This window comes from Exiguobacterium sp. s140 (genome assembly GCF_018617035.1).
Taxonomy (GTDB): domain Bacteria; phylum Bacillota; class Bacilli; order Exiguobacteriales; family Exiguobacteriaceae; genus Exiguobacterium; species Exiguobacterium profundum.
This window is the reverse complement of sequence record NZ_JACSJK010000007.1, coordinates 1-16,081: the sequence shown is the minus strand read 5'-3', so window position 1 is coordinate 16,081 and position 16,081 is coordinate 1. Positions and strand designations below refer to the sequence as shown.

Genomic DNA, 16,081 nt, shown 5'->3' with positions numbered 1-16,081 from the left:
AGGTACACTCGCATGATTCAACAAGAATCTCGCTTGAAAGTAGCAGACAACTCTGGCGCGCGTGAACTGTTGACAATTAAAGTTCTCGGTGGTTCTGGTCGTAAGACTGCAAACATCGGTGACATCATCGTCGCAACGGTAAAACAAGCAACACCAGGTGGCGTTGTTAAAAAAGGTGACGTTGTCAGAGCAGTTGTCGTTCGTACAAAACGCGGCGCTCGTCGTAAAGATGGTTCGTACATCCGTTTCGATGAGAACGCAGCAGTCATTATCAAAGATGACAAGAGCCCACGCGGCACACGGATCTTCGGGCCAGTTGCACGTGAACTTCGTGAAAAAGAATTCATGAAGATCGTTTCGTTGGCACCGGAAGTACTTTAATTTCCAATTTCAATCCTATAAGGAGGTGCGCAAACGATGCATGTTAAAAAAGGCGATACAGTCCAGGTAATGTCTGGTAAAGATAAAGGCAAGCAAGGGGTTATCCTCAAAGCTATGCCAAGCAAAAACCGCGTAGTGGTTGAAGGCGTAAACGTGATGAAAAAACACGCGAAACCTTCACAAGCGAATCCACAAGGCGGGATCCTTGAGATCGAAGCACCAATTCACGTCTCGAACGTAATGCCACTCGACCCTAAAACTGGCAAACCAACTCGTGTTGGTTTCAAAGTAGTCGATGGTAAAAAAGTTCGTGTCGCGAAATCGGGCGAATCACTCGATAAATAAGAAGAACGTGACGAAAGGAGGTCCATTCGACTATGAACCGTTTGCAAGAGAAGTATAAAAGCGACATCGTGAAAGCGATGATGGATAAATTCAACTATGACTCGGTCATGCAAGTACCGAAAGTCGAAAAGATTGTCATCAACATGGGTGTAGGTGACGCTGTTTCGAACTCGAAAGCACTTGATATGGCAGTTGAAGAATTAACAATTCTTTCAGGTCAAAAACCACTCGTAACGAAAGCGAAGAAATCAATCGCTGGTTTCAAACTTCGTGAAGGTATGCCAATCGGTGCGAAGGTTACACTTCGTGGCGAGCGCATGTACGATTTCCTCGACAAATTGGTAACTGTTTCACTTCCACGTGTACGTGACTTCCGCGGTGTATCGAAGAAAGCATTCGACGGACGCGGTAACTACACGCTTGGCGTGAAAGAGCAACTTATTTTCCCTGAGATCGATTACGATAAAGTATCTAAAGTACGCGGTATGGACATCGTTGTTGTTACAACAGCAAACACAGACGAAGAAGCACGTGAATTGCTCACACTTCTCGGTATGCCATTCCAAAAATAATCTAGAGGGAGGTCGACAACATGGCTAAAAAGTCAATGGTGAATCGCGAACTTAAACGCGAGAAACTCGTTGCCCAGTACGCTGAAAAGCGTGCGAAGTTGAAAGCTGAAGGCGATTATATCGGACTCAGCAAATTGCCACGTAACTCGTCACCTGTACGCTTGCACAACCGTTGCAGCATCACAGGTCGTCCGCATGGTTACATGGGTAAATTCGGGATCAGCCGTATCAAGTTCCGTGATCTTGCATACAAAGGTCAAATCCCTGGTGTTAAAAAAGCAAGCTGGTAATCCACTAACAGTGTGAAAGGAGGTACATCGCATGGTAATGACAGACCCTATTGCAGATATGCTTACACGTATCCGTAACGCTAACATGGTTCGCCATGAAAAAATGGAGCTTCCAGCTTCGAACATTAAACGTGAGATCGCTGAAATCCTTAAGCGTGAAGGTTTCATTCGCGATGTTGAATATATCGAGGACGCTAAACAAGGTACACTTCGTCTTTTCCTTAAATATGGAGCAAGCAACGAACGTGTAATCACTGGTCTCAAACGTATTTCGAAACCAGGTCTTCGCGTATACGCAAAAGCTGATGAAGTACCTAAAGTACTCGGAGGACTCGGAATCGCAGTTCTTTCGACATCTAAAGGTCTTATGACTGATAAAGAAGCTCGCCAACAACAAGTCGGCGGCGAAGTGATCGCCTACATCTGGTAAGTCACTTTTCTAACAAGAACGGAGGTGTAATCAATGTCACGTATTGGTAAAAAACCAGTTACGATTCCTGCTGGCGTTACTGTAACAGTTGCTAATGACAACACGGTCACAGTAAAAGGTGCTAAAGGTGAACTTTCGCTTTCAGCTAACCCGGCATTGGAAATCAAAGTTGAAGAGAACGAATTGACGGTTGTTCGTCCAGACGAATCGAAAGAAAGCCGCACAATTCACGGTACGACACGTGCCCTTATTGCCAACATGGTACAAGGTGTGTCGAACGGATTCCAAAAAACACTTGAGATCTCGGGGGTTGGTTACCGTGCTACGAAGCAAGGTAACAAACTCGTCCTCAACCTCGGCTACTCGCACCCAATCGAGTACGTTGCTGAGGAAGGTATCGAAATCGAAGTTCCTTCAAACACGCAAATCATCGTAAAAGGGATTAACAAAGAGCGCGTCGGTCACGTTGCTGCTCAAATCCGCTCGTACCGTGCTCCAGAACCTTACAAAGGTAAAGGTGTTCGTTACTCTGATGAACGTATTCGCCGTAAAGAAGGTAAGACTGGTAAGTAATTCGTCACGAAATGAACGGAAAGGAGTGGCATAAATGATCACAAAGGCAGATAAAAATGCAGTTCGTAAAAAACGTCATGCTCGCGTACGTCGTACGATCACGGGGACAGCAGCTCGTCCACGTTTGAACGTATTCCGTTCGAGCAAGCACATTTACGTTCAACTTATCGATGACGCGGCACAAACAACGCTTGTGTCTGCATCTTCGAAAGATAAAGCTCTCGATCTTACAAATGGCGGTAACGTTGAAGCAGCGAAAGCTGTTGGTAAACTTGCTGCAGAACGTGCACTCGAGAAAGGTATCGACACAGTTGTGTTCGACCGTGGTGGATACCTCTATCATGGCCGCGTCAAAGCTGTTGCAGAAGCAGCTCGTGAAGCAGGTCTTAAATTCTAATAAAAAGGAGGGGACACTCGATGCGCCAGTTAGACGTTAACATGGAACAACTTGAAGAACGCGTTGTTACCGTAAACCGCGTCGCGAAAGTCGTAAAAGGTGGCCGCCGCTTCCGTTTTGCTGCTCTCGTAGTCGTAGGTGACAAAAATGGTCACGTCGGTTTCGGTACAGGTAAGGCACAAGAGGTGCCAGAAGCGATTCGCAAGGCTATTGAAGCCGCTAAGAAAAACATGGTACAAGTACCTATGGTTGGTACAACAATTCCACACGAAATCACAGGAGTATTCGGAGCAGGTCGTGTATTCATGAAACCAGCTTCTGAAGGTACTGGGGTTATCGCTGGTGGTCCAGTTCGTGCGGTGCTCGAACTTGCAGGTGTAGGTGACATCCTTTCGAAATCGTTAGGTTCAAACACACCGATCAACATCGTCCGTGCGACGGTACAGGGCTTGACTGAGCTCAAAAAAGCAGAGGAAGTTGCTAAACTACGTGGTAAAAGCGTAGAAGAACTTCTTAACTAAGGGAGGGAACTAGACATGGCGAAACTCGCAATCACCCTCACACGCAGCACAATTGGTCGTCCGGAAGGTCAGCGTGTTACTGTACGTACACTCGGTCTTCGCAAAATGCATCAAACGGTCGTTGTCCCAGACAACGTCGCGATGCGCGGTATGATCAACAAAGTGTCGCACCTTGTGACTGTAAAAGAAATCAACGAATAATAAAGATTTTAATAAATAAGGAGGTGCCACTATGAAACTCCATGAATTGAAGCCAACTCCAGGTTCACGTCACGAACGTAACCGTGTCGGTCGCGGTATGGCGACTGGTAACGGTAAAACTTCTGGTCGTGGACACAAAGGTCAAAAAGCTCGTTCGGGCGGTGGCGTTCGTCCAGGATTTGAAGGTGGACAAAACCCACTTTACCGTCGTCTTCCAAAACGCGGTTTCAACAACCCAACTCGTAAAGAGTACGCGGTTGTTTCCCTAGACACGCTTAACCGTTTCGAAGCAGGTACTGAAGTTACTCCAGAACTCTTAATCGAGACTGGTGTTGTCAGCTCTGCTAAAGACGGAATCAAGGTCCTTGCTAACGGCAAGCTTGAAACTAAATTGACTGTAAAAGCCAACAAGTTCTCGGGTGCAGCGAAAGAAGCAATCGAAGCAGCTGGCGGTACAGTTGAGGTGATCTGATGTTTCAGACGATCTCCAATATGTGGCGCGTGAAAGATATTCGACAGCGTATTCTCTTCACACTCGCAATCATCATCATTTTCCGCATCGGGGCTCATATCCCGGTGCCGATGGTGAATACGGATGTGTTGCGTTTTGACTCAGGAGGTCTTCTTGACTTCTTGAACTTGTTTGGAGGAAATGCTTTACAGAACTTCTCCTTGTTCGCAATGGGGATCATGCCGTACATTACGGCATCGATCGTTGTGCAACTTTTACAAATGGACGTCGTTCCAAAGTTTGCCGAATGGGCTAAACAAGGAGAGGCGGGCCGTAAAAAGTTAGCGACGGTCACGCGCTATGGGACGATCATCTTAGGCTTTGTCCAAGCGACTTCATTGTCGTTTGGATTTAACCGCCTCTACCCAGGTCTCGTAGATGAGACGTGGGGAACGGCAACTTACTTTGTGATCGCGATTGTACTCACTGCGGGTACAGCGTTCTTGATGTTCCTTGGTGAAATGACAACGGAGAAAGGTGTTGGGAATGGTATTTCCATCATTATCTTCGCCGGTATCGTCGCCGGGTTCCCAAGAATCTTCACGCAGATTTATGAAACAAAACTCCAAAACGCTGGAGATGCATTGTTCATTAATATCGTTTACTTGGTTGTATTGGCACTTGTTATTTTGGCTGTGACGGTTGGGATCATTTATGTTCAACAAGCGGCACGCAAAATTCCAATCCAATATGCAAAACGCACGGCGAACCGTACCCCAGTGGGCGGTCAGTCAACGCACTTGCCAATCAAACTAAACGCAGCAGGTGTTATCCCGGTTATCTTCGCGATTTCCTTCATGGTAACACCACCAACTGTTGCAAGCTTCATTGCTTCGCCGGAGACAACGCAAAAATTACAGACGTACTTTGACACGACGGCGCCAATCGGAATGTCGATTTACGTTGCGTTAATCATTGCGTTTGCCTACTTCTATACATTTATTCAGGTCAACCCTGAGCAAATGGCAGAAAACCTGCAGAAGCAAGGTGGTTATATTCCTGGGATTCGTCCTGGGGCGCAAACAGAACAGTACATCACGAAGTTGCTGTATCGATTGACTTTCTTCGGAGCGATCTTCTTATCGCTCGTGGCGATCATGCCGACAATCTTCATTAAGCTTGCCGGTCTTCCAACTTCCGTTCAAATCGGAGGAACGAGCTTGTTGATCGTCATCGGGGTAGCCCTCGAAACGATGAAACAAATCGAAAGTCAACTTGTAAAACGACACTATAAAGGCTTTATCCGTTAAAGCGGAAGGAAGGGTTGACCCTTCCTTCCTGTCGTGTTTACAAGCCCTTCGTGAAAATCAAAACTGGAGGCTAACCGAGATGAATCTAGTACTCATGGGCTTACCGGGTGCTGGGAAAGGGACTCAAGCGGCTAAAATCGTAGAAGAGTACCAAATCCCTCACATTTCGACAGGCGACATGTTTCGTGCGGCAATCAAAGGCGGAACGCCACTCGGTAAAGAAGCCAAGTCATTCATGGATAAAGGTGAACTCGTACCGGACGAGGTAACAATCGGAATCGTACGTGAACGTCTTAGCCAAGATGACACAGAAAAAGGTTTCTTACTCGATGGATTCCCGCGTACTGTTGCTCAAGCAGAGGCACTCGAAAGTTTGCTTAAAGATTTGGGGAAACAGATTGACCACGTCGTCAACATCGATGTGGATGCGGAAATTCTCGTTCCACGCTTGACAGGTCGTTGGATCTGCCCAACGTGTGGTGCGACATATCACGTGATCTTCAACCCACCAAAAGTGGAAGGCATCTGTGATGTGGATGGGTCGGCGCTCATGCAACGTGAAGACGATAAAGAGGAAACGGTTCGCCGTCGCCTTGACGTCAACATCGAGCAATCGAAACCACTCATTGACTTTTACGCTGAAAAAGGGTATCTTCGTACATTGGATGGAGATCGTCCAATCGATGTCGTATATGCCGATGTCAAAGCATTACTCGGTGATACTGAATGATCATCACGAAGACGCCTCGTGAAATTGCGATTATGCGTGAGGCTGGGCAAATTGTTGCTCGAACGCACCAGGTGCTCAAACAGCACATTAAACCAGGAATCACGACGCTTGAGCTCGACCGGATTGCGGAAGATTACATTCGCAGCCAAGGTGCGACGCCATCGTTCAAAGGCTATAACGGTTTTACCGGTAGTGTTTGCGCTTCGGTGAACGAAGAGCTTGTTCATGGCATTCCAGGAAAACGGGTATTGAAAGATGGAGATATTATCTCAATCGACATCGGTGCCTACTATAATGGATACCATGGAGATTCCGCTTGGACTTATCCAGTGGGAACAATCTCAGAAGAGACACAGCGGCTACTTGACGTAACCGAAGAAAGTCTGTATAAAGGATTGGAGCACGCCAAGGCTGGAGGGCGATTGACAGATATTTCGCATGCGATTCAAGCATATGTTGAATCACATGACTTTTCTGTCGTCCGCGAATACGTCGGTCATGGTGTTGGACAAAATTTGCATGAAGAACCGCAAATTCCACACTATGGTCCACCGGGGAAAGGGCCGCGCCTGAAGACTGGGATGACGTTAGCCATTGAACCAATGGTTAATGCTGGTCAACGCTATGTTCGAACACTGGCTGATAACTGGACAGTTGTCACCGTGGACGGTAGCATGTGCGCCCACTTTGAGCACACCATCGCCATCACAGACGATGGATACGAGATTTTAACGAAACTCGATTCCGGTGAATGAGGCTCTATTGTTTCATACTGATCCGTTCTGGATCCTTCTCTCACAGTAGATGGCAATAGATCGTCTGTGCTCCTAAAGATTTTCATATAGAAAGGGGAATAAATGATGGCGAAACAAGATGTCATTGAAGTGGAAGGCACTGTTGTCGAACCACTTCCGAACGCAATGTTTAAAGTGGAGTTAGAAAACGGCCACACGGTGCTCGCGCACGTCTCAGGGAAAATTCGGATGCACTACATTCGGATCCTTCCAGGTGACCGCGTAACTGTTGAGTTGTCTCCATACGACTTGACTCGCGGGCGGATTACGTACCGTTATAAGTAACTCCGATTTTTCCAGGAGGAGGGTATACTCATGAAAGTAAGACCGTCGGTAAAACCGATTTGCGAAAAATGTAAAGTTATTCGCCGTAAGGGTAAAGTAATGGTAATTTGCGAAAACCCGAAACACAAACAAAAACAAGGTTAATTTCAGAGGAGGTGCACACATGGCACGTATTGCTGGTGTAGATATTCCACGCGAAAAACGTATCGTTATTTCGCTCACATACATCTATGGTATTGGTAAAACAAAAGCACAAGAAATTTTGAAGGCTGCTAACGTATCTGAAGAGACACGCACACGCGACCTTACTGAAGATGAACTCAACCGTATCCGTGAAGCAATTGACGGAATCAAAGTTGAAGGTGACCTTCGTCGTGAAGTTTCACTTAACATCAAACGTTTGATCGAGATCGGCGCATACCGCGGTATCCGTCATCGCCGTAGTCTCCCTGTTCGCGGTCAAAACACGAAGAACAACTCGCGTACTCGTAAAGGCCCACGCCGTACAGTAGCGAACAAGAAGAAGTAAAGGAGGGAATTGAACAATGGCGAAACGTAAGCAAAACGTACGTTCTAAACGTAAAGTTAAAAAACATGTTGAAGTCGGTGTGGTACACATCCGTTCTACATTCAACAACACAATTATCACAATCACTGATACGCAAGGTAACGCGATCTCATGGGCTACTTCTGGTAACCTTGGATTTAAAGGATCACGTAAATCGACTCCGTTCGCAGCGCAAATGGCTGCTGAAACTGCAGCGAAAGTTGCAATGGACAACGGTATGCGTACAGTAGAAGTTAACGTTAAAGGTCCTGGTGCTGGACGTGAAGCGGCTATCCGTGCGCTCCAAGCTACTGGTCTCGAAGTTACTGCAATCCGTGACGTAACTCCAGTTCCGCACAACGGTTGCCGCCCTCCAAAACGTCGCCGCGTATAATCGCTTGAGCGTGTGAGGGGTTTACCTAGCACGACAGCTTATACTTTAGCAGCTCAAACTGCACGGCAGGATATACTCAAGGAGGGGTTCAGATGATCGAGATTGAAAAACCAAAGATCGAAACGGTCGAAATCAGCGAGGACGCTACGTTTGGTAAATTCGTAGTAGAACCGCTTGAACGTGGATATGGCACTACTCTCGGTAACTCACTACGTCGAATTCTATTGTCATCGCTCCCAGGTGCAGCGGTAACAGCGGTTCAAATCGATGGCGTGCTTCACGAGTTCTCTACGATTGACGGTGTTGTCGAAGACGTCACTCAAATCGTACTCAACCTCAAGAAGTTGGCACTTAAAGTGTACTCGGAAGAAGAGAAAACGCTTGAGATTAACGTTTCAAGTGCCGGTGCTGTCACTGCGGCAGACATTACCCATGATAGCGACGTTGAAATCTTGAATCCTGAGCTCCACATCGCGACTCTCGCTGACAATGCGACGCTTCGCATGCGTTTGACTGCTCGCCGTGGTCGTGGTTACGTCCAGGCAGAAGATAACAAACGTGATGATATGCCGATTGGGGTCATTCCAATCGATTCGATCTATACACCGATTCAACGCGTGAACTACGAAGTAGATAAAACACGTGTCGGTCAAGACGCTAGCTTTGATAAGCTTTTGTTAGACGTGTGGACAGATGGTTCAATTCGTCCGGAAGAAGCTGTATCATTAGGGGCTAAAATTTTGACTGAACACTTGAACATCTTCGTTGGTTTGACAGATGAGGCTCTCAACGCAGAAATTATGGTCGAGAAAGAAGAAGACCAAAAAGAAAAAGTACTCGAAATGACGATTGAAGAACTCGATCTCTCAGTTCGTTCGTACAACTGCTTGAAGCGCGCTGGCATCAACACTGTTCAAGAACTCGCAAACAAATCAGAGGAAGAGATGATGAAAGTTCGTAACCTCGGACGTAAATCACTCGAAGAAGTTCAACACAAGTTGGACGAACTCGGTTTGGGCTTGCGTAAAGAAGACTAAGTTCAACCGAAGGAGGGAAATGTAATGGCTTATTCGAAACTTGGCCGTACAAGCTCGCAACGCAAGGCGCTTTTGCGTGATCTTGCAACTGACCTAATCATCAACGAGCGCATTCAAACAACTGAACAAAAAGCGAAAGAACTTCGCCCAGTCGTTGAAAAATTGATCACTCTTGGGAAACGTGGCGATCTTCATGCCCGTCGTCAAGTAGCTTCATTCGTTCGCAAGGAGAACGCTGGAGAAAAAGACGCAATCCAAAAATTGTTCGAAGACGTGGCACCACGCTACGCTGAACGTCAAGGTGGATACACGCGCATCATGAAAGTCGGCCCACGCCGCGGTGATGGTGCAGAAGTTGTAATCATCGAACTCGTCTAATTCATTAGGCAGTCAACAGGGCATGCGGTGACGTATTGCCCTGTTTCCACATCAGAAAGGAGTCGACCTATGGAATCACAAATTATGGTACGAGATGTCGTATTTCATTACCCTGGACAGTCTGAGCCGGCGCTTAACGGCCTATCGCTCGATGTATATAAAGGGGAATGGCTTGCGATTGTCGGCCATAATGGTTCTGGCAAGTCGACACTGACGAAGTTGTGGAACGGACTTCTCATTCCTGAACAGGGGGAAGTTCGCGTAGAGACACTCGATCCGTCGAACGCCGCAGACGTGTGGGACGTTCGAACGCGGATCGGGGTCGTCTTTCAAAATCCCGACAATCAATTTGTCGGGGCGACCGTGCGCGATGATGTGGCATTTTCTCTCGAAAACATGGGACTTCCACGTCAAGAAATGGTTCGTCGAATTGATGACAGTCTAGCGCGCGTTGGATTATCGGAACTAGCGGACCGTGAACCGCATCAGTTATCCGGTGGACAAAAGCAGCGCGTTGCGATAGCTGCGGCTCTCGCAATGCGCCCGCGTGTCCTCGTGCTCGATGAAGCGACCTCCATGCTCGACCCAATCGGGCGACAAGAGGTATTACAAACGGTACGACAGCTCGTCTCGGAAGGGATGACCGTTGTCGCCATTACACACGAGCTCGACGAAGTGTTGTTTGCTGACCGTATCATTGCATTGTCGAAAGGCAAGATTGCGATGACCGGCACACCTGAAGACGTGTTTCAACATCCAGATACGCTTCGTGACATTCAACTAGATGTCCCGTTTATCGTTCGGATGCAACTCGAACTGAAGGCACGTGGCATTCCACTCGATCGTCTGATGCTACAACATTCGGAGTTGGTGAACCATCTATGCCGATACGCATTGAAGAAGTAACATATCAATACCAAATGAATACTCCGTTTGAACGAACCGCGCTGCGCGATGTGAATGTAACCATTCCGTCGGGAGCGCTTGTTGCGTTTCTTGGGCATACTGGCTCAGGGAAATCGACACTCGTTCAACATATGAACGGCTTATTGCGCCCGACTGACGGACGTGTGGTGGTCGATGATATCATTGTCACCCCGATTCGGACGCGTCGTGACAAGAAACAGAATCTTTTGCCGCTTCGGCGTCGCGTTGGGCTCGTCTTTCAATATCCAGAGCACCAATTGTTTGAAGAGACGGTCGAACGCGACGTCATGTTCGGTCCGCGCAACTTTGGCGCGACAGATGCCGAAGCGAAAGAGCGAGCCCACGAGGCCCTTCGTCTCGTCGGCTTGGATGAAACGTTATGGGACCGTTCGCCGTTTGATCTTTCAGGAGGGCAGATGCGCCGTGTCGCGATTGCAGGTGTTTTAGCGAGCCGGCCTGATGTGCTCATTGTCGATGAACCGACAGCGGGTCTCGACCCAATTGGGAGACGAGACATGCTCGCCTTATTCAAACGTTTACGAGAAGAGTTGAACCTTACGTTGATCCTTGTCTCGCATGACATGGATGATGTACTCGCCTATGCGGAGCGCGTCATCGTGATGGAGCGTGGTCAGGTGGCGTTTGATGGGGACCCGTTTGAATTGTTCCAAGACGAGGTACTGGTGCGACGTCTCCAGCTCGACATCCCGCACGTCTTACGATTCGCTCGTGACATGGCACCGGTTCTTGGAGAAACGTCCATCCCGCTCGTACGAACCGAGAGCGAGCTGGCGGATTGGGTGGCGGAACGGCTGAAAGGGGGAGCGACATGATTATCGGTCAATATATACCCGGACATTCGTGGCTTCATTCCCTTGATGCGCGTGCCAAGACGCTCTTCATTTTAGGATTCATCCCAGTTGTTTTTTTAGCTGACAACTTATGGACGAATTTATTTTTACTCGCGTTCACGTTGTTTGCGGTCAAACTGTCACAGTTATCGTGGCGCTATTTATGGAACGGTCTTCGCATGATCTTATTTTTGATCGTCTTCACGTTGATCTTACAACTGTTATTCAATCGAGACGGGACACTTCTATTCGAATTAGGACCGATTGCGATTTATTCGGAAGGAATTCGAATGGGGCTGATTGTCTCGCTTCGCTTCTTTTATCTCGTCATGTTGACGACACTCGTGACGTTAACGACGACACCGATGGAATTGACCGATTCGATTGAAGCGGGGCTACGGCCATTCGAACGGATTCGTGTGCCGGCCCACGAAATTGCGTTGATGCTTTCCATTTCACTCCGTTTCCTACCGACGCTTGCGGATGAGACGGACCGGATCATGAAAGCCCAGCAGGCGCGTGGGGTCGATTTGATGAGTGGACCTTGGAAATCCCGCTTAAAAGGGGTCATCCCACTCTTGATTCCATTGTTCATCTCCGCGTTTAAACGTGCTGAGGACCTCGCTACGGCCATGGAGGCCCGCGGCTACCGTGGGGGAGAAGGGCGGACGAGGTTGCGTGAGATGAAGTGGCAAACGCGAGACACAGCCGTATTGCTCATTTTTGTCGCGTTGACACTCATTTTGTTTGGATTGAGAGGGATTGGATGAGACGAATTAAACTGATTGTCGCCTATGACGGGACACATTATGCGGGATATCAGGTACAACCGAATGGCAATACCATTCAAGCGGAGATTGAATCTGTCTTGGCACGTATGCATCGTCATCCGGTGAAAATCGTCGCCTCAGGTCGTACAGACGCTCGCGTCCATGCGTTAGGGCAGGTGATTCACTTTGATACGTCGTTAGAGATGCCGGCTGAGCGTTTCGTCAAAGCGTTAAACGCCATGCTACCAGACGATATCCTCGTTAAACAGGCGGAAGAAATGGATGATACGTTTCACGCACGTTACGGTGCGAAGCGAAAAGAGTATCGCTACCATATCCGTCAGACTGAGGATCCGTTTCGTCGGCATTATGCTGCGACCGTGACGTATAAGCTGAGCCTCGAGGCGATGCGTCAAGCGATGGAGCGGTTGATTGGGACCCACGACTTTACGTCGTTCTCTGTGACAAAGGCAGAAGTCGAAGATCGGGTCCGCACTATCTACGAAGCAGAAGTGCTCGAGATGGGGGACGAGATCATATTCCGGTTCGTTGGCTCGGGTTTTCTATACAACCAAGTCCGCATCATGGTAGGGACGGTCATCGAGGTAGGGAGAGGGAAGTATCAGCCCGCAGATATCATACAAATGCTAGAGGCGAAGGACCGCCGCGTAGCGGGGATTACCGCCCCCCCACACGGTTTGTATTTGTGGAATGTGAATTATGAAAAAGTAGATTGACATTCCCCTTATAAAATCGTATTATATTCATTGGCATTTCATTTTCAAATTTAGAGATGAACCACAATCTTAGCCCCGTAAACTAGGATTATGATAAAGCATCAAAAAATTAAGTGAACAGACATTTCTAGGAGGTATTCCACATGCGCACAACATTCATGGCTAAAGCATCTGAAGTAGAACGCAAATGGCTCCTTATCGACGCAGAAGGCAAAACACTTGGTCGTTTGACTAGTGAAGTAGCTTCACTTCTTCGCGGTAAGCACAAGCCGACTTTCACACCACACGTTGATTGCGGAGACCACGTCATCATCATCAACGCTGAGAAAATCAAATTGACTGGTAACAAATTGAATGACAAGATCTACTACCGTCATTCAGGTCATCCAGGCGGTTTGAAATCACAAACTGCAAAAGAGCTTCTCGCAAAACGTCCAGAGCGTATGCTTGAACTCGCGATCAAAGGGATGCTTCCAAAAGGATCACTCGGTCGTCAACAATTCAACAAACTCCACGTTTACGCTGGAGCTGAACACAAGCACGAAGCACAAAAACCAGAAGTTTACGAACTTCGCGGTTAATCGAGACACAGGGAGGAACTAAACGATGGCAGATGTACGTTACTACGGAACAGGCCGCCGCAAACACTCGGTGGCTCGCGTTCACCTCGTTGCAGGTGACGGTAAAGTTGTTGTAAATGGCCGCGATATCTCAGAATACTTCGGTCATGAGACTTTGATCATGATGGCTAAATCACCACTCGTATTGACTGAAACAGAAGGTAAATACGATGTAATCGTTAACGTTAACGGTGGTGGATATACTGGACAAGCTGGAGCAATTCGCCACGGCGTATCACGTGCGCTTCTTCAAGCGGACCCAGAATTCCGTCCAAGCCTCAAAGAAAAAGGCTTCTTAACTCGTGACGCTCGTATGAAAGAACGTAAAAAATACGGTCTTAAAGCAGCACGTCGCGCACCACAATTCTCGAAGCGTTAATCTTCGCGATGTGGTTCGAACTCTCCATCCTTTCGGGTGGAGAGTTTTTTGTTTGAAATAGTCGATTCCGAACCCGTCAAGAAAACGCTTTTTTTGATATACTGATATCGAAACAGTTAGAAGGGGGAAGCAATATGCTTACAGTAGAGCAAGTACGCGAGGAATTGGCGGGGCTTGTTGATCCGACGATCAACCGAACGCTTGGAGATACAGCAGGGGTAAAAGACATCCGAATCAAAGAAGACTATGTCAGTGTAAAAGTGGCACTCGGTCAAACTGGGAGCGGGGAACAGCTTCAGTTACAACAAGAAATCGTCACGTTGCTCAAGGGGAAAGGTTTTAAGACGGTCGGGCTTCGCTTTGAAGCATTGAACGACGAAAGTTTGAAGGAAGCGACAAAACCGGCGATCCTTCGTGAAAACTCAGGGACGACGTTTATCGCCATCGCTTCTGGTAAGGGTGGCGTAGGAAAATCAACAGTATCCGTCAACTTGGCTGTCGCGCTTGCGCGAGCGGGTAAAAAGGTCGGGTTGATCGATGCGGATATTTACGGCTTCAGTGTTCCAGATATGCTCGGCATCGAGGAACGACCGGTTGTTCGCGGCGAGAAAATCATTCCAGTCGAGCGTTTTGGCGTGAAAGTCATCTCGATGGGATTCTTCGTGGAAGACAATGCGCCGGTCATCTGGCGTGGACCGATGCTCGGGAAAATGTTAAATAACTTCTTCAATGACGTCGAGTGGGGCGATCTTGACTATCTCTTGCTCGACTTACCGCCGGGAACGGGGGATGTCGCGCTCGATATCCATTCGATGCTCCCATCATGTCAGGAATTGATTGTCACGACACCTCATGCGACAGCAGCATTCGTTGCGGCTCGTGCCGGAGCGATGGCAATCAAAACGAACCACAAACTATTAGGTATCATTGAAAACATGGCTTATTTCGAAAGTAAGCTAACTGGTGAAAAAGAATACGTATTCGGTTACGGTGGTGGAGAAAAACTTTCAGAAGCATTGAAGAGTAAGCTACTTGCTCAAATCCCGCTCGGCCAACCGTACGACAATGAAGAGGACTTTGCACCTTCTGTCTATCGGGATGGACATCCGTTCGAGCATACGTATGATGAGTTGGCGCAAGCAGTCATTAAACAAATAGAAGGGTGAATCGGTGAGAGATGAAAGTACAAGGTTTTTTACGTTTGTTTTGGACAACGCTCGTATTCGGGACGTTGTTCGGGTTCCTGATGAATTTATTGGCGAACCCGGGTTATTTGGTCAGTCAGTCCTGGGAGGCAATTGTCACGGCGCTTAGTTATTCGAGTACATGGACGGGAATCAGCATGATGGGTTTCTTTGCCTATTTGATTATTCATCGAGTCGGACTCGACTTGTTTAGAGGGCCACGTCTATGGAATCGCGTTCAAGTGTTATTAATCGCATTTGCGATTTTTGATGCCGTCTACTTACGGATGCTCGCATTTGGAAATGATCACATGTGGCGTTACATCGGTGAGATGCTTGTGTTACTCATTGTCGCTTGGGTCGTTGCTGCGAGTAAGGCGAAACAAACAAATAAGAGTGCTTTCATCCCGACACTTTTCTTAATGACTGTCATTACGTTAATTGAATGGATTCCAGCTTTGCAAACAACGGACGAGATTCCATTGCTCTGGCCGGCACTAGCCACATTGGTGTTTGCGAACGCCTATCAGGTATTAATGCTTCATCGCTTCCAACAGACTGGACAAGTTGTGGAGTCGACTTCATCAGAAACAGTGAAGAAGAAAACAAAGAAACAGATGTCTTCTAAGTCGTCATAATGATCAAGCGGTTGTGGATTACTCCTTCTCAGGGGTTAATCCACGACCGTTTTTTCTTTCAGTCATGTAAAAAGAAAAAATAAAGTTTTTTTAGAAAAACAGTTGACGATTTTTTAGGATGCTGATATATTAATAAACGTCGCTGATGTTGTTCACGAAACAAACTTCAGGAAGCGAAAAAAATAATAAAAAGTGGTTGACTTTAATAAGTCAAATCGCTATTATTAAAAAGTCGCTAACACGACAACGATTGGTCTTTGAAAACTGAACGATGAGGCAAAAATAAGTTTTACAATTTTTGAATGAAGCGCAAGCTTCGTCAATTTAAGAGCTATATCA

At 47.4% G+C, this 16,081-nt stretch carries 27 protein-coding genes; all 27 read left to right on the top strand.

The window, feature by feature from the left end:
- Positions 1-12: 12 nt before the first annotated feature.
- The 27 genes from rplN to KNO61_RS16295 all read left to right on the top strand — a co-directional run bounded on the left by rplN (position 13) and on the right by KNO61_RS16295 (position 15,742).
- Positions 13-381 carry a 50S ribosomal protein L14 gene (gene rplN, locus KNO61_RS16425; protein WP_012727667.1) on the top strand — a complete coding sequence of 123 codons (369 nt, stop codon included), beginning with the start codon at positions 13-15 and terminating at the stop codon, positions 379-381.
- Positions 382-417: 36 nt separating this feature from the next.
- Positions 418-726 carry a 50S ribosomal protein L24 gene (rplX, locus tag KNO61_RS16420; protein ID WP_012727666.1) on the top strand — a complete coding sequence of 103 codons (309 nt, stop codon included), beginning with the start codon at positions 418-420 and terminating at the stop codon, positions 724-726.
- A 32-nt stretch (positions 727-758) separates the two neighbouring features.
- The gene (gene rplE / locus KNO61_RS16415; RefSeq protein WP_074035359.1) at positions 759-1,298 is read left to right on the top strand and encodes a 50S ribosomal protein L5; all 540 of its coding nucleotides are present in this window, start codon (positions 759-761) and stop codon (positions 1,296-1,298) included.
- Positions 1,299-1,318: 20 nt separating this feature from the next.
- Entirely contained in the window at positions 1,319-1,588 is a 270-nt protein-coding gene (gene rpsN, locus KNO61_RS16410; protein WP_012727664.1) for a 30S ribosomal protein S14, read from the top strand.
- Positions 1,589-1,619: 31 nt separating this feature from the next.
- A complete protein-coding gene (gene rpsH, locus KNO61_RS16405) occupies positions 1,620-2,018 on the top strand; it encodes a 30S ribosomal protein S8 (RefSeq protein WP_012727663.1) in 399 nt (132 codons plus the stop codon).
- A 33-nt stretch (positions 2,019-2,051) separates the two neighbouring features.
- Entirely contained in the window at positions 2,052-2,591 is a 540-nt protein-coding gene (rplF, locus tag KNO61_RS16400) for a 50S ribosomal protein L6 (protein ID WP_012727662.1), read from the top strand.
- A 34-nt stretch (positions 2,592-2,625) separates the two neighbouring features.
- Complete coding sequence (gene rplR, locus KNO61_RS16395) at positions 2,626-2,988, top strand: 50S ribosomal protein L18 (protein ID WP_012727661.1); 363 nt, start codon at positions 2,626-2,628, stop codon at positions 2,986-2,988.
- A 20-nt stretch (positions 2,989-3,008) separates the two neighbouring features.
- Entirely contained in the window at positions 3,009-3,509 is a 501-nt protein-coding gene (gene rpsE, locus KNO61_RS16390; protein WP_012727660.1) for a 30S ribosomal protein S5, read from the top strand.
- Between the two features lie 15 nt (positions 3,510-3,524).
- Positions 3,525-3,710, top strand: a complete 186-nt coding sequence (rpmD, locus tag KNO61_RS16385) for a 50S ribosomal protein L30 (RefSeq protein ID WP_012727659.1) — start codon at positions 3,525-3,527, stop codon at positions 3,708-3,710.
- Between the two features lie 31 nt (positions 3,711-3,741).
- A complete protein-coding gene (rplO, locus tag KNO61_RS16380; RefSeq protein ID WP_012727658.1) occupies positions 3,742-4,182 on the top strand; it encodes a 50S ribosomal protein L15 in 441 nt (146 codons plus the stop codon).
- On the top strand, positions 4,182-5,471 hold the full coding sequence (gene secY, locus KNO61_RS16375) for a preprotein translocase subunit SecY (protein WP_214812809.1): 1,290 nt from the start codon (positions 4,182-4,184) through the stop codon (positions 5,469-5,471). The genes rplO and secY overlap by 1 nt, the downstream gene beginning before the upstream one ends.
- A gap of 79 nt (positions 5,472-5,550) precedes the next feature.
- Entirely contained in the window at positions 5,551-6,201 is a 651-nt protein-coding gene (locus tag KNO61_RS16370; RefSeq protein WP_012727656.1) for an adenylate kinase, read from the top strand.
- Positions 6,198-6,956 carry a type I methionyl aminopeptidase gene (map, locus tag KNO61_RS16365; RefSeq protein ID WP_211782057.1) on the top strand — a complete coding sequence of 253 codons (759 nt, stop codon included), beginning with the start codon at positions 6,198-6,200 and terminating at the stop codon, positions 6,954-6,956. The genes KNO61_RS16370 and map overlap by 4 nt, the downstream gene beginning before the upstream one ends.
- A gap of 105 nt (positions 6,957-7,061) precedes the next feature.
- Positions 7,062-7,280, top strand: a complete 219-nt coding sequence (gene infA / locus KNO61_RS16360; RefSeq protein WP_021066622.1) for a translation initiation factor IF-1 — start codon at positions 7,062-7,064, stop codon at positions 7,278-7,280.
- 30 nt (positions 7,281-7,310) lie between these two features.
- The gene (gene rpmJ, locus KNO61_RS16355; protein ID WP_003156543.1) at positions 7,311-7,424 is read left to right on the top strand and encodes a 50S ribosomal protein L36; all 114 of its coding nucleotides are present in this window, start codon (positions 7,311-7,313) and stop codon (positions 7,422-7,424) included.
- A 19-nt stretch (positions 7,425-7,443) separates the two neighbouring features.
- The gene (gene rpsM, locus KNO61_RS16350; RefSeq protein WP_012727653.1) at positions 7,444-7,809 is read left to right on the top strand and encodes a 30S ribosomal protein S13; all 366 of its coding nucleotides are present in this window, start codon (positions 7,444-7,446) and stop codon (positions 7,807-7,809) included.
- Positions 7,810-7,825: 16 nt separating this feature from the next.
- Positions 7,826-8,221, top strand: a complete 396-nt coding sequence (gene rpsK, locus KNO61_RS16345; RefSeq protein WP_012727652.1) for a 30S ribosomal protein S11 — start codon at positions 7,826-7,828, stop codon at positions 8,219-8,221.
- Between the two features lie 92 nt (positions 8,222-8,313).
- A complete protein-coding gene (locus KNO61_RS16340) occupies positions 8,314-9,258 on the top strand; it encodes a DNA-directed RNA polymerase subunit alpha (protein ID WP_012727651.1) in 945 nt (314 codons plus the stop codon).
- Positions 9,259-9,282: 24 nt separating this feature from the next.
- Positions 9,283-9,636 carry a 50S ribosomal protein L17 gene (rplQ, locus tag KNO61_RS16335; protein ID WP_012727650.1) on the top strand — a complete coding sequence of 118 codons (354 nt, stop codon included), beginning with the start codon at positions 9,283-9,285 and terminating at the stop codon, positions 9,634-9,636.
- A 69-nt stretch (positions 9,637-9,705) separates the two neighbouring features.
- Positions 9,706-10,542 carry an energy-coupling factor transporter ATPase gene (locus KNO61_RS16330; protein WP_031421869.1) on the top strand — a complete coding sequence of 279 codons (837 nt, stop codon included), beginning with the start codon at positions 9,706-9,708 and terminating at the stop codon, positions 10,540-10,542.
- A complete protein-coding gene (locus KNO61_RS16325) occupies positions 10,518-11,396 on the top strand; it encodes an energy-coupling factor transporter ATPase (RefSeq protein WP_078147865.1) in 879 nt (292 codons plus the stop codon). Before KNO61_RS16330 ends, KNO61_RS16325 begins: the two co-directional genes overlap by 25 nt.
- Positions 11,393-12,184, top strand: a complete 792-nt coding sequence (locus KNO61_RS16320) for an energy-coupling factor transporter transmembrane component T family protein (protein ID WP_078147864.1) — start codon at positions 11,393-11,395, stop codon at positions 12,182-12,184. The genes KNO61_RS16325 and KNO61_RS16320 overlap by 4 nt, the downstream gene beginning before the upstream one ends.
- Entirely contained in the window at positions 12,181-12,921 is a 741-nt protein-coding gene (truA, locus tag KNO61_RS16315) for a tRNA pseudouridine(38-40) synthase TruA (protein ID WP_214685998.1), read from the top strand. The genes KNO61_RS16320 and truA overlap by 4 nt, the downstream gene beginning before the upstream one ends.
- Before the next feature lie 143 nt (positions 12,922-13,064).
- Positions 13,065-13,502: a 50S ribosomal protein L13 gene (gene rplM / locus KNO61_RS16310; RefSeq protein ID WP_012727645.1), complete on the top strand. Its 438-nt coding sequence runs from the start codon at positions 13,065-13,067 to the stop codon at positions 13,500-13,502.
- Positions 13,503-13,527: 25 nt separating this feature from the next.
- Positions 13,528-13,920, top strand: a complete 393-nt coding sequence (gene rpsI, locus KNO61_RS16305) for a 30S ribosomal protein S9 (RefSeq protein ID WP_012727644.1) — start codon at positions 13,528-13,530, stop codon at positions 13,918-13,920.
- 134 nt (positions 13,921-14,054) lie between these two features.
- Positions 14,055-15,086 (top strand): P-loop NTPase, encoded by a 1,032-nt coding sequence (locus KNO61_RS16300; protein WP_026824853.1) that lies wholly within the window; start codon positions 14,055-14,057, stop codon positions 15,084-15,086.
- 11 nt (positions 15,087-15,097) lie between these two features.
- On the top strand, positions 15,098-15,742 hold the full coding sequence (locus KNO61_RS16295) for a KinB-signaling pathway activation protein (RefSeq protein WP_012727642.1): 645 nt from the start codon (positions 15,098-15,100) through the stop codon (positions 15,740-15,742).
- Positions 15,743-16,081: the final 339 nt, after the last annotated feature.

What these genes read in the sequence shown, in the direction of transcription:
- rpmD (WP_012727659.1), top strand. Translation starts at nt 3,525, where the DNA reads ATGGCGAAACTCGCAATCACCCTCACACGCAGCACAATTGGTCGTCCG.
- infA (WP_021066622.1), top strand. Translation starts at nt 7,062, where the DNA reads ATGGCGAAACAAGATGTCATTGAAGTGGAAGGCACTGTTGTCGAACCA.
- rplR (WP_012727661.1), top strand. Translation starts at nt 2,626, where the DNA reads ATGATCACAAAGGCAGATAAAAATGCAGTTCGTAAAAAACGTCATGCT.
- KNO61_RS16370 (WP_012727656.1), top strand. Translation starts at nt 5,551, where the DNA reads ATGAATCTAGTACTCATGGGCTTACCGGGTGCTGGGAAAGGGACTCAA.
- truA (WP_214685998.1), top strand. Translation starts at nt 12,181, where the DNA reads ATGAGACGAATTAAACTGATTGTCGCCTATGACGGGACACATTATGCG.
- rplF (WP_012727662.1), top strand. Translation starts at nt 2,052, where the DNA reads ATGTCACGTATTGGTAAAAAACCAGTTACGATTCCTGCTGGCGTTACT.
- rplM (WP_012727645.1), top strand. Translation starts at nt 13,065, where the DNA reads ATGCGCACAACATTCATGGCTAAAGCATCTGAAGTAGAACGCAAATGG.
- KNO61_RS16320 (WP_078147864.1), top strand. Translation starts at nt 11,393, where the DNA reads ATGATTATCGGTCAATATATACCCGGACATTCGTGGCTTCATTCCCTT.
- rplX (WP_012727666.1), top strand. Translation starts at nt 418, where the DNA reads ATGCATGTTAAAAAAGGCGATACAGTCCAGGTAATGTCTGGTAAAGAT.
- rpsE (WP_012727660.1), top strand. Translation starts at nt 3,009, where the DNA reads ATGCGCCAGTTAGACGTTAACATGGAACAACTTGAAGAACGCGTTGTT.
- KNO61_RS16300 (WP_026824853.1), top strand. Translation starts at nt 14,055, where the DNA reads ATGCTTACAGTAGAGCAAGTACGCGAGGAATTGGCGGGGCTTGTTGAT.
- rplO (WP_012727658.1), top strand. Translation starts at nt 3,742, where the DNA reads ATGAAACTCCATGAATTGAAGCCAACTCCAGGTTCACGTCACGAACGT.
- KNO61_RS16295 (WP_012727642.1), top strand. Translation starts at nt 15,098, where the DNA reads ATGAAAGTACAAGGTTTTTTACGTTTGTTTTGGACAACGCTCGTATTC.
- KNO61_RS16325 (WP_078147865.1), top strand. Translation starts at nt 10,518, where the DNA reads ATGCCGATACGCATTGAAGAAGTAACATATCAATACCAAATGAATACT.
- KNO61_RS16340 (WP_012727651.1), top strand. Translation starts at nt 8,314, where the DNA reads ATGATCGAGATTGAAAAACCAAAGATCGAAACGGTCGAAATCAGCGAG.
- rpsH (WP_012727663.1), top strand. Translation starts at nt 1,620, where the DNA reads ATGGTAATGACAGACCCTATTGCAGATATGCTTACACGTATCCGTAAC.
- rpsN (WP_012727664.1), top strand. Translation starts at nt 1,319, where the DNA reads ATGGCTAAAAAGTCAATGGTGAATCGCGAACTTAAACGCGAGAAACTC.
- rpsI (WP_012727644.1), top strand. Translation starts at nt 13,528, where the DNA reads ATGGCAGATGTACGTTACTACGGAACAGGCCGCCGCAAACACTCGGTG.
- rplE (WP_074035359.1), top strand. Translation starts at nt 759, where the DNA reads ATGAACCGTTTGCAAGAGAAGTATAAAAGCGACATCGTGAAAGCGATG.
- rplN (WP_012727667.1), top strand. Translation starts at nt 13, where the DNA reads ATGATTCAACAAGAATCTCGCTTGAAAGTAGCAGACAACTCTGGCGCG.
- map (WP_211782057.1), top strand. Translation starts at nt 6,198, where the DNA reads ATGATCATCACGAAGACGCCTCGTGAAATTGCGATTATGCGTGAGGCT.
- secY (WP_214812809.1), top strand. Translation starts at nt 4,182, where the DNA reads ATGTTTCAGACGATCTCCAATATGTGGCGCGTGAAAGATATTCGACAG.
- rplQ (WP_012727650.1), top strand. Translation starts at nt 9,283, where the DNA reads ATGGCTTATTCGAAACTTGGCCGTACAAGCTCGCAACGCAAGGCGCTT.
- rpsK (WP_012727652.1), top strand. Translation starts at nt 7,826, where the DNA reads ATGGCGAAACGTAAGCAAAACGTACGTTCTAAACGTAAAGTTAAAAAA.
- rpmJ (WP_003156543.1), top strand. Translation starts at nt 7,311, where the DNA reads ATGAAAGTAAGACCGTCGGTAAAACCGATTTGCGAAAAATGTAAAGTT.
- KNO61_RS16330 (WP_031421869.1), top strand. Translation starts at nt 9,706, where the DNA reads ATGGAATCACAAATTATGGTACGAGATGTCGTATTTCATTACCCTGGA.
- rpsM (WP_012727653.1), top strand. Translation starts at nt 7,444, where the DNA reads ATGGCACGTATTGCTGGTGTAGATATTCCACGCGAAAAACGTATCGTT.